Annotated in this window: 15 protein-coding genes and 1 pseudogene; 14 read left to right on the forward strand and 2 right to left on the reverse strand. The window is 50.1% G+C overall.

The annotated features are described in order from the left end of the window. Positions 1 to 2 precede the first annotated feature (2 nt). The 14 genes and pseudogenes from rplR to ACLJQD_RS14335 all read left to right on the forward strand — a co-directional run. Positions 3 to 356, forward strand: a complete 354-nt coding sequence (gene rplR, locus ACLJQD_RS14270; protein WP_000358956.1) for a 50S ribosomal protein L18 — start codon at positions 3 to 5, stop codon at positions 354 to 356. A gap of 14 nt (positions 357 to 370) precedes the next feature. Beyond that, positions 371 to 874 (forward strand): 30S ribosomal protein S5, encoded by a 504-nt coding sequence (gene rpsE, locus ACLJQD_RS14275; RefSeq protein ID WP_000940121.1) that lies wholly within the window; start codon positions 371 to 373, stop codon positions 872 to 874. Positions 875 to 877: 3 nt separating this feature from the next. Beyond that, positions 878 to 1,057 (forward strand): 50S ribosomal protein L30, encoded by a 180-nt coding sequence (gene rpmD / locus ACLJQD_RS14280; RefSeq protein ID WP_001140434.1) that lies wholly within the window; start codon positions 878 to 880, stop codon positions 1,055 to 1,057. Between the two features lie 3 nt (positions 1,058 to 1,060). Beyond that, complete coding sequence (gene rplO, locus ACLJQD_RS14285; RefSeq protein WP_001238917.1) at positions 1,061 to 1,495, forward strand: 50S ribosomal protein L15; 435 nt, start codon at positions 1,061 to 1,063, stop codon at positions 1,493 to 1,495. A 7-nt stretch (positions 1,496 to 1,502) separates the two neighbouring features. Beyond that, on the forward strand, positions 1,503 to 2,834 hold the full coding sequence (gene secY, locus ACLJQD_RS14290) for a preprotein translocase subunit SecY (RefSeq protein WP_001118864.1): 1,332 nt from the start codon (positions 1,503 to 1,505) through the stop codon (positions 2,832 to 2,834). Positions 2,835 to 2,865: 31 nt separating this feature from the next. Next, positions 2,866 to 2,982, forward strand: coding sequence for a 50S ribosomal protein L36 (gene rpmJ / locus ACLJQD_RS14295; RefSeq protein WP_000868187.1), 117 nt, complete (start codon positions 2,866 to 2,868; stop codon positions 2,980 to 2,982). 146 nt (positions 2,983 to 3,128) lie between these two features. After that, the gene (rpsM, locus tag ACLJQD_RS14300) at positions 3,129 to 3,485 is read left to right on the forward strand and encodes a 30S ribosomal protein S13 (protein ID WP_000090780.1); all 357 of its coding nucleotides are present in this window, start codon (positions 3,129 to 3,131) and stop codon (positions 3,483 to 3,485) included. A 16-nt stretch (positions 3,486 to 3,501) separates the two neighbouring features. Continuing rightward, positions 3,502 to 3,891 carry a 30S ribosomal protein S11 gene (gene rpsK / locus ACLJQD_RS14305; protein WP_001029758.1) on the forward strand — a complete coding sequence of 130 codons (390 nt, stop codon included), beginning with the start codon at positions 3,502 to 3,504 and terminating at the stop codon, positions 3,889 to 3,891. A gap of 33 nt (positions 3,892 to 3,924) precedes the next feature. Beyond that, entirely contained in the window at positions 3,925 to 4,545 is a 621-nt protein-coding gene (rpsD, locus tag ACLJQD_RS14310; RefSeq protein ID WP_000135226.1) for a 30S ribosomal protein S4, read from the forward strand. 25 nt (positions 4,546 to 4,570) lie between these two features. Beyond that, positions 4,571 to 5,560: a DNA-directed RNA polymerase subunit alpha gene (locus ACLJQD_RS14315; protein WP_001162094.1), complete on the forward strand. Its 990-nt coding sequence runs from the start codon at positions 4,571 to 4,573 to the stop codon at positions 5,558 to 5,560. Between the two features lie 40 nt (positions 5,561 to 5,600). Further along, complete coding sequence (rplQ, locus tag ACLJQD_RS14320; RefSeq protein WP_001216370.1) at positions 5,601 to 5,984, forward strand: 50S ribosomal protein L17; 384 nt, start codon at positions 5,601 to 5,603, stop codon at positions 5,982 to 5,984. Between the two features lie 107 nt (positions 5,985 to 6,091). Beyond that, the gene (locus tag ACLJQD_RS14325; RefSeq protein ID WP_000266515.1) at positions 6,092 to 6,460 is read left to right on the forward strand and encodes a DUF1992 domain-containing protein; all 369 of its coding nucleotides are present in this window, start codon (positions 6,092 to 6,094) and stop codon (positions 6,458 to 6,460) included. A 10-nt stretch (positions 6,461 to 6,470) separates the two neighbouring features. Beyond that, positions 6,471 to 6,896 (forward strand): Zn(2+)-responsive transcriptional regulator, encoded by a 426-nt coding sequence (gene zntR / locus ACLJQD_RS14330; protein WP_000285588.1) that lies wholly within the window; start codon positions 6,471 to 6,473, stop codon positions 6,894 to 6,896. A 58-nt stretch (positions 6,897 to 6,954) separates the two neighbouring features. Next, positions 6,955 to 7,158 (forward strand): annotated as a pseudogene (locus tag ACLJQD_RS14335) (alternative ribosome-rescue factor A); the annotation flags it as partial. Between the two features lies 1 nt (position 7,159). On the opposite strand, the gene mscL reads toward ACLJQD_RS14335, so the two are convergent. Beyond that, positions 7,160 to 7,573 carry a large-conductance mechanosensitive channel protein MscL gene (mscL, locus tag ACLJQD_RS14340; RefSeq protein WP_000008119.1) on the reverse strand — a complete coding sequence of 138 codons (414 nt, stop codon included), beginning with the start codon at positions 7,571 to 7,573 and terminating at the stop codon, positions 7,160 to 7,162. 140 nt (positions 7,574 to 7,713) lie between these two features. Continuing rightward, positions 7,714 to 9,090 carry a Trk system potassium transporter TrkA gene (gene trkA / locus ACLJQD_RS14345; protein ID WP_000691374.1) on the reverse strand — a complete coding sequence of 459 codons (1,377 nt, stop codon included), beginning with the start codon at positions 9,088 to 9,090 and terminating at the stop codon, positions 7,714 to 7,716. Between the last annotated feature and the right edge of the window lie 10 nt (positions 9,091 to 9,100).

The raw sequence follows: 9,100 nt of genomic DNA on the forward strand, positions 1-9,100 counted from the left end.
CTATGGATAAGAAATCTGCTCGTATCCGTCGTGCGACCCGCGCACGCCGCAAGCTCAAAGAGCTGGGCGCAACTCGCCTGGTGGTACATCGTACCCCGCGTCATATTTACGCACAGGTAATTGCACCGAACGGTTCTGAAGTTCTGGTAGCTGCTTCTACTGTAGAAAAAGCTATCGCTGAACAACTGAAGTACACCGGTAACAAAGACGCGGCTGCAGCTGTGGGTAAAGCTGTCGCTGAACGCGCTCTGGAAAAAGGCATCAAAGATGTGTCCTTTGACCGTTCCGGGTTCCAATATCATGGTCGTGTCCAGGCACTGGCAGATGCTGCCCGTGAAGCTGGCCTTCAGTTCTAAGGTAGAGGTGTAAGATGGCTCACATCGAAAAACAAGCTGGCGAACTGCAGGAAAAGCTGATCGCGGTAAACCGCGTATCTAAAACCGTTAAAGGTGGTCGTATTTTCTCCTTCACAGCTCTGACTGTAGTAGGCGATGGTAACGGTCGCGTAGGTTTTGGTTACGGTAAAGCGCGTGAAGTTCCAGCAGCGATCCAGAAAGCGATGGAAAAAGCCCGTCGCAATATGATTAACGTCGCGCTGAACAACGGCACCCTGCAGCACCCGGTTAAAGGTGTTCACACGGGGTCTCGTGTATTCATGCAGCCAGCTTCCGAAGGTACCGGTATCATCGCCGGTGGTGCAATGCGCGCCGTTCTGGAAGTTGCTGGGGTTCATAACGTTCTGGCTAAAGCATACGGTTCCACCAACCCGATCAACGTGGTTCGTGCAACCATTGATGGCCTGGAAAATATGAATTCTCCAGAAATGGTCGCTGCCAAGCGTGGTAAATCCGTTGAAGAAATTCTGGGGAAATAAACCATGGCAAAGACTATTAAAATTACTCAAACCCGCAGTGCAATCGGTCGTCTGCCGAAACACAAGGCAACGCTGCTTGGCCTGGGTCTGCGTCGTATTGGCCACACCGTAGAGCGCGAGGATACTCCTGCTGTTCGTGGTATGGTCAACGCGGTTTCCTTCATGGTTAAAGTTGAGGAGTAAGAGATGCGTTTAAATACTCTGTCTCCGGCCGAAGGCTCCAAAAAGGCGGGTAAACGCCTGGGTCGTGGTATCGGTTCTGGCCTCGGTAAAACCGGTGGTCGTGGTCACAAAGGTCAGAAGTCTCGTTCTGGCGGTGGCGTACGTCGCGGTTTCGAGGGTGGTCAGATGCCTCTGTACCGTCGTCTGCCGAAATTCGGCTTCACTTCTCGCAAAGCAGCGATTACAGCCGAAGTTCGTCTGTCTGACCTGGCGAAAGTAGAAGGCGGCGTTGTAGACCTGAACACGCTGAAAGCGGCAAACATTATCGGTATCCAGATCGAGTTCGCGAAAGTGATCCTGGCTGGCGAAGTCACTACTCCGGTAACTGTTCGTGGCCTGCGTGTTACTAAAGGCGCTCGTGCTGCTATCGAAGCTGCTGGCGGTAAAATCGAGGAATAAGTAGCAGATGGCTAAACAACCGGGATTAGATTTTCAAAGTGCCAAAGGTGGCTTAGGTGAGCTGAAACGCAGACTGCTGTTTGTTATCGGCGCGCTGATTGTGTTCCGTATTGGCTCTTTTATTCCGATCCCTGGTATTGATGCCGCTGTACTTGCCAAACTGCTTGAGCAACAGCGAGGCACCATCATTGAAATGTTTAACATGTTCTCTGGTGGTGCTCTCAGCCGTGCTTCTATCTTTGCCCTGGGGATCATGCCGTATATTTCGGCGTCGATCATTATCCAGCTGTTGACGGTGGTTCATCCAACGCTGGCAGAAATTAAGAAAGAAGGGGAGTCTGGTCGTCGTAAGATCAGCCAGTACACCCGTTACGGTACTCTGGTGCTGGCGATATTCCAGTCGATCGGTATTGCTACCGGTTTGCCGAATATGCCTGGTATGCAGGGCCTGGTGATGAATCCAGGCTTTGCATTCTATTTCACCGCTGTTGTAAGTCTGGTTACAGGGACGATGTTCCTGATGTGGCTCGGCGAACAGATTACTGAGCGCGGTATCGGTAACGGTATCTCAATCATCATCTTCGCTGGTATCGTTGCGGGACTCCCGCCAGCCATTGCCCATACTATCGAGCAAGCGCGTCAAGGCGACCTGCACTTCCTCGTGTTGCTGTTGGTTGCAGTATTAGTATTTGCAGTGACGTTCTTTGTAGTATTCGTTGAACGTGGTCAACGCCGTATTGTGGTAAACTACGCCAAACGTCAGCAAGGTCGTCGTGTCTATGCTGCACAGAGCACACATTTACCGCTGAAAGTGAATATGGCGGGGGTAATCCCGGCAATCTTCGCTTCCAGTATTATTCTGTTCCCGGCGACCATCGCGTCATGGTTCGGGGGCGGTACTGGTTGGAACTGGCTGACAACAATTTCGCTGTATTTGCAGCCTGGGCAACCGCTTTATGTGTTACTCTATGCGTCTGCAATCATCTTCTTCTGTTTCTTCTACACGGCGTTGGTTTTCAACCCGCGTGAAACAGCAGATAACCTGAAGAAGTCCGGTGCATTTGTACCAGGAATTCGTCCGGGAGAGCAAACGGCGAAGTATATCGATAAAGTAATGACCCGCCTGACCCTGGTTGGTGCGCTGTATATTACCTTTATCTGCCTGATCCCGGAGTTCATGCGTGATGCAATGAAAGTGCCGTTCTACTTCGGTGGGACCTCACTGCTTATCGTTGTTGTCGTGATTATGGACTTTATGGCTCAAGTGCAAACTCTGATGATGTCCAGTCAGTATGAGTCTGCATTGAAGAAGGCGAACCTGAAAGGCTACGGCCGTTAATTGGTCGCCTGAGAAGTTACGGAGAGTAAAAATGAAAGTTCGTGCTTCCGTCAAGAAATTATGCCGTAACTGCAAAATCGTTAAGCGTGATGGTGTCATCCGTGTGATTTGCAGTGCCGAGCCGAAGCATAAACAGCGCCAAGGCTGATTTTTTCGCATATTTTTCTTGCAAAGTTGGGTTGAGCTGGCTAGATTAGCCAGCCAATCTTTTGTATGTCTGTACGTTTCCATTTGAGTATCCTGAAAACGGGCTTTTCAGCATGGTACGTACATATTAAATAGTAGGAGTGCATAGTGGCCCGTATAGCAGGCATTAACATTCCTGATCAGAAACACGCCGTGATCGCGTTAACTTCGATCTACGGTGTCGGCAAGACCCGTTCTAAAGCCATCCTGGCTGCAGCGGGTATCGCTGAAAATGTTAAGATCAGTGAGCTGTCTGAAGAACAAATCGACACGCTGCGTGACGAAGTTGCCAAATTTGTCGTTGAAGGTGATCTGCGCCGTGAAATCAGCATGAGCATCAAGCGCCTGATGGATCTTGGTTGCTATCGCGGTTTGCGTCATCGTCGTGGTCTCCCGGTTCGCGGTCAGCGTACCAAGACCAACGCTCGTACCCGTAAGGGTCCGCGCAAACCGATCAAGAAATAATCGGGGTGATTGAATAATGGCAAAGGCACCAGTTCGCGCACGTAAACGTGTAAGAAAACAAGTCTCTGACGGCGTGGCTCATATCCATGCTTCTTTCAACAACACCATCGTGACTATTACCGATCGTCAGGGTAATGCGCTGGGTTGGGCAACAGCCGGTGGTTCCGGTTTCCGTGGTTCTCGCAAATCCACTCCGTTTGCAGCTCAGGTTGCAGCAGAGCGTTGCGCTGACGCCGTGAAAGAATACGGTATCAAGAATCTGGAAGTTATGGTTAAAGGTCCGGGTCCAGGCCGCGAATCTACTATTCGTGCTCTGAACGCCGCTGGTTTCCGCATCACTAATATTACTGATGTGACTCCGATCCCTCATAACGGTTGTCGTCCGCCGAAAAAACGTCGCGTATAACGCTTCGTTTTCCAGGTTAGTTGGAGAAAGAAAATGGCAAGATATTTGGGTCCTAAGCTCAAGCTGAGCCGTCGTGAGGGCACCGACTTATTCCTTAAGTCTGGCGTTCGCGCGATCGATACCAAGTGTAAAATTGAACAAGCTCCTGGCCAGCACGGTGCGCGTAAGCCGCGTCTGTCTGACTATGGTGTGCAGTTGCGTGAAAAGCAAAAAGTTCGCCGCATTTACGGTGTGCTGGAGCGTCAGTTCCGTAACTACTACAAAGAAGCAGCACGTCTGAAAGGCAACACCGGTGAAAACCTGTTGGCTCTGCTGGAAGGTCGTCTGGACAACGTTGTATACCGTATGGGCTTCGGCGCCACTCGTGCAGAAGCACGTCAGCTGGTTAGCCATAAAGCAATTATGGTAAACGGTCGTGTTGTTAACATCGCTTCTTATCAGGTTAGTCCGAATGACGTTGTTAGCATTCGTGAGAAAGCGAAGAAGCAGTCTCGCGTGAAAGCCGCTCTGGAGCTGGCTGAGCAGCGTGAAAAGCCAACCTGGCTGGAAGTTGATGCTGGCAAGATGGAAGGTACGTACAAGCGTAAGCCTGAGCGTTCTGATCTGTCTGCGGACATTAACGAACACCTGATCGTCGAGCTTTACTCCAAGTAAAGCTTAGTACCAAAGAGAGGACACAATGCAGGGTTCTGTGACAGAGTTTCTAAAACCGCGCCTGGTAGATATCGAGCAAGTGAGTTCGACGCACGCCAAGGTGACCCTTGAGCCTTTAGAGCGTGGCTTCGGCCATACTCTGGGTAACGCACTGCGCCGTATTCTGCTCTCATCGATGCCGGGTTGCGCGGTGACCGAGGTTGAGATTGATGGTGTACTACATGAGTACAGCACCAAAGAAGGCGTTCAGGAAGACATCCTGGAAATCCTGCTCAACCTGAAAGGGCTGGCGGTGAGAGTTCAGGGTAAAGATGAAGTTATTCTTACCCTGAATAAATCTGGCATTGGCCCTGTGACTGCAGCCGATATCACCCATGATGGGGATGTCGAAATCGTCAAGCCGCAGCACGTGATCTGCCACCTGACCGATGAAAACGCGTCTATTAGTATGCGTATCAAAGTTCAGCGCGGTCGTGGTTATGTGCCGGCTTCTACCCGAATTCATTCGGAAGAAGATGAGCGCCCAATCGGCCGTCTGCTGGTTGACGCCTGCTACAGCCCTGTAGAGCGTATTGCCTACAATGTTGAAGCAGCGCGTGTAGAACAGCGTACCGACCTGGACAAGCTGGTCATCGAAATGGAAACCAACGGCACAATCGATCCTGAAGAGGCGATTCGTCGTGCGGCAACCATCCTGGCTGAACAACTGGAAGCTTTCGTTGATTTACGTGATGTACGTCAACCGGAAGTGAAAGAAGAGAAACCAGAATTCGATCCGATCCTGCTGCGCCCTGTTGACGATCTGGAATTGACTGTCCGCTCTGCTAACTGCCTTAAGGCAGAAGCTATCCACTATATCGGTGATCTGGTACAGCGTACCGAGGTTGAGCTTCTTAAGACGCCTAACCTGGGTAAAAAATCTCTTACCGAGATTAAAGACGTGCTGGCTTCCCGTGGACTGTCTCTGGGTATGCGCCTGGAAAACTGGCCACCGGCAAGCATCGCTGACGAGTAACCGGATCACAGGTTAAGGTTTTACTGAGAAGGATAAGGTCATGCGCCATCGTAAGAGTGGTCGTCAACTGAACCGCAACAGCAGCCATCGCCAGGCTATGTTCCGCAACATGGCAGGTTCACTGGTTCGTCATGAAATCATCAAGACGACCCTGCCTAAAGCGAAAGAGCTGCGTCGCGTAGTTGAGCCGCTGATTACTCTTGCCAAGACTGATAGCGTTGCTAATCGTCGTCTGGCATTCGCCCGTACTCGTGATAACGAGATCGTGGCAAAACTGTTTAACGAGCTGGGCCCGCGTTTCGCGAGCCGCGCCGGTGGTTACACTCGCATTCTGAAGTGTGGCTTCCGTGCAGGCGACAACGCGCCGATGGCATACATCGAGCTGGTTGATCGTTCAGAGAAAACAGAAGCTGCTGCAGAGTAATCTGTAGTAACGTAAAAAAACCCGCTTCGGCGGGTTTTTTTATATCCTCCTGAACCCCACATATCTACAATAATTGTATTCTTTTCGTTCAATCCCTGGAGCGACGTATGTGGTTACTTGACCAGTGGGCAGAGCGTCATATTATCGAGGCACAGCGTAAAGGCGAGTTTGATAATTTGCCTGGCCGTGGCGAGCCGCTTATTCTGGATGATGATTCTCATGTGCCGGCGGAACTTCGTGCGGGTTATCGCTTACTCAAGAATGCGGGCTGTCTTCCCCCTGAACTGGAGCAGCGCAGAGACGCTATTCAGTTACTTGATATCCTCAACAGTATCCGGGAAGATGACCCTCGATACCATCAGGTTAGTCGCCAGCTCTCCCTGCTTGAACTAAAACTTCGGCAGGCTGGGTTGAGTACCGACTTTTTACACGGTGAGTATGCGGAAAAACTGCTGCATAAAATCAACGATAATTAACGGAGCTTGTATGTATCGCATTGGTGAGCTGGCAAAGCTGGCAGACGTAACGCCTGATACCATTCGCTACTATGAAAAACAGCAGATGATGGATCATGAGGTACGTACTGAAGGCGGGTTTCGTCTATATACTGAAAACGATCTGCAGCGTCTCAAGTTTATTCGTTATGCTCGGCAGTTGGGTTTCACGCTTGAGTCGATCCGTGAACTTTTATCGATCCGAATTGATCCTGAGCACCATACCTGTCAGGAATCAAAAAGTATTGTGCAAGAGCGATTGCAGGAGGTTGAAGCCAGGATTGCGGAACTGCAAACGATGCAGCGTTCGTTACAAAGGCTTAATGATGCTTGTTGTGGAACGGCCCACAGTAGCGTCTATTGTTCCATTCTGGAAGCCCTGGAACAGGGGGCCAGTGGGGCGAAATCAGGATGTTGATTTATTGAACCGACGGGGCTACACTCGCGCCGTATAATTTATACAATCAGGAGACATTATGAGTCGTTATCAACATAAGAAAGGGCAGATAAAGGACAATGCCATTGAGGCATTACTGCACGATCCCCTTTTCAGGCAGCGGGTTGAAAAAAATAAGAAAGGTAAAGGAAGCTATCTGCGTAAAGGTAAACACGGTAACCGGGGGAACTGGGAGGCCAGTGGCAAGAAAGTAAGTGACTTTTTTACCACTGGCCTTCTGCTTATTAAGAACGGTTATTTTGTTCTTTCAGCAGATCGCGGATTTCGCCCAATAACACTTCCTCTTTAGAAGGTGCGGGTGGAGCTGCCGGCTCTTCTGCTTTTTTACGGTTGAGTCTGTTGATAAGCTTAATGGCAACAAAGATAGCAAAGGCCACAATCACAAAATCAAATACGTTCTGGATAAACACGCCGTAATGCATGACGACCGCCGGAATATCTCCCTGCGCTTCGCGTAACGTAAAAGCAAATTGTTTAAAGTCGATCCCGCCGATTAACAATCCCAACGGCGGCATAATGATATCGGCAACCAGTGAAGAAACAATCTTACCGAATGCCGCGCCAATAATGACACCCACTGCCAAATCCACAACATTCCCGCGCATCGCGAATTCGCGAAATTCTTTAATAAAACTCATTTTTATTCTCCCTATGCAGCTGACGTTATAAGTTTAACAAATGCTAAGGCATTTTCCATTTACGGCTTCTGTTTAGCGAAATAAATTAAACCTTGATAAATAAAGGGAATTAAAAGGGCGCTGAATGAGCGCCCCTTAAATTAGAGGAAGAAAGGACTTGGCTGGAACAGACGTTCGACGTCGGTAATAAACTTTTTATCGGTCAAAAACATAATGACGTGATCGCCTTGTTCAATGCGCAAATTGTCATTAGCGATCATGACATCATTACCACGAACGACCGCGCCAATAATGGTGCCTGGCGGCAGTTTTATTTCGTCAATGACGCGGCCAACCACGCGGGAAGTGCTTTCATCACCGTGCGCGACGGCTTCGATGGCTTCGGCAACCCCGCGACGTAGTGAGGAAACGCCGACGATATCCGCTTTACGCACATGGCTCAGTAATGCAGAGATGGTGGCCTGCTGCGGAGAAATCGCAATATCTATAACGCTACCCTGCACAAGATCGACATAAGCTCGACGCTGAATCAGCACCATCACTTTTTTGGCGCCCATCCGCTTGGCCAACATCGCGGACATGATATTGGCTTCATCATCGTTAGTGACCGCGATAAAGAGATCGACCTGATCAATATGCTCCTCCGCCAGCAATTCCTGATCGGAAGCGTCGCCAAAAAAGACGATCGTGTTTTGCAGTTTCTCAGCCAGTTCTGCGGCGCGTTGTTGATCGCGTTCGATCAATTTAACGCTATAGTCTTTTTCCAGACGCCTTGCCAGCCCGGCGCCGATGTTGCCGCCGCCCACCAGCATGATGCGCTTGTAGGGTTTTTCCAGACGCTGTAATTCGCTCATTACTGCACGGATATGCTGTGAAGCCGCAATAAAGAAGACTTCATCCCCTGCTTCCACTATAGTCGAGCCCTGAGGACGGATTGGTCTGTCATGGCGGAAAATTGCGGCAACGCGGGTATCGATATGCGGCATATGCTCTCGCATTGTCGAGAGCGCGTTACCTATTAGTGGACCGCCATAGTAGGCTTTTACTACTGCCAGACTGACTTTCCCTTCAGCAAAGTTTACAACCTGTAATGCTCCCGGATACTCGATGAGACGATAAATATTATCGATAACCAACTGCTCCGGCGCGATCAGATGATCAATCGGAACCGCTTCAGAATGAAAGAGTTTATCCGCATCGCGAACATAGTCCGGGGAGCGAATGCGGGCGATACGGTTTGGAGTGTTGAAGAGTGAATAGGCTACCTGACAGGCAACCATATTAGTTTCATCTGAACTGGTGACAGCGACCAGCATATCCGCATCGTCAGCGCCCGCTTCGCGCAACACGCGGGGATGCGAACCATGCCCCTGAACTACGCGTAGATCGAACTTATCTTGCAAACTGCGTAATCGTTCGCCGTTGGTATCAACCACCGTGATGTCGTTGTTTTCGCCGACCAGGTTTTCCGCCAGTGTTCCGCCAACTTGCCCTGCGCCCAGTATGATAATTTTCATCAGTCGTGGC

This window comes from Salmonella sp. SAL04214 (assembly GCF_046550615.1).
Taxonomy (GTDB): Bacteria; Pseudomonadota; Gammaproteobacteria; order Enterobacterales; family Enterobacteriaceae; genus Salmonella; species Salmonella enterica.

Bases quoted from the DNA above. Each gene is read 5' to 3' on its own strand.
- trkA (WP_000691374.1), bottom strand. From the start codon at position 9,090: ATGAAAATTATCATACTGGGCGCAGGGCAAGTTGGCGGAACACTGGCG.
- rpsK (WP_001029758.1), top strand. From the start codon at position 3,502: ATGGCAAAGGCACCAGTTCGCGCACGTAAACGTGTAAGAAAACAAGTC.
- rpsD (WP_000135226.1), top strand. From the start codon at position 3,925: ATGGCAAGATATTTGGGTCCTAAGCTCAAGCTGAGCCGTCGTGAGGGC.
- rplQ (WP_001216370.1), top strand. From the start codon at position 5,601: ATGCGCCATCGTAAGAGTGGTCGTCAACTGAACCGCAACAGCAGCCAT.
- rplR (WP_000358956.1), top strand. From the start codon at position 3: ATGGATAAGAAATCTGCTCGTATCCGTCGTGCGACCCGCGCACGCCGC.
- zntR (WP_000285588.1), top strand. From the start codon at position 6,471: ATGTATCGCATTGGTGAGCTGGCAAAGCTGGCAGACGTAACGCCTGAT.
- ACLJQD_RS14325 (WP_000266515.1), top strand. From the start codon at position 6,092: ATGTGGTTACTTGACCAGTGGGCAGAGCGTCATATTATCGAGGCACAG.
- rpmJ (WP_000868187.1), top strand. From the start codon at position 2,866: ATGAAAGTTCGTGCTTCCGTCAAGAAATTATGCCGTAACTGCAAAATC.
- rpmD (WP_001140434.1), top strand. From the start codon at position 878: ATGGCAAAGACTATTAAAATTACTCAAACCCGCAGTGCAATCGGTCGT.
- ACLJQD_RS14315 (WP_001162094.1), top strand. From the start codon at position 4,571: ATGCAGGGTTCTGTGACAGAGTTTCTAAAACCGCGCCTGGTAGATATC.
- mscL (WP_000008119.1), bottom strand. From the start codon at position 7,573: ATGAGTTTTATTAAAGAATTTCGCGAATTCGCGATGCGCGGGAATGTT.
- rpsE (WP_000940121.1), top strand. From the start codon at position 371: ATGGCTCACATCGAAAAACAAGCTGGCGAACTGCAGGAAAAGCTGATC.
- rplO (WP_001238917.1), top strand. From the start codon at position 1,061: ATGCGTTTAAATACTCTGTCTCCGGCCGAAGGCTCCAAAAAGGCGGGT.
- secY (WP_001118864.1), top strand. From the start codon at position 1,503: ATGGCTAAACAACCGGGATTAGATTTTCAAAGTGCCAAAGGTGGCTTA.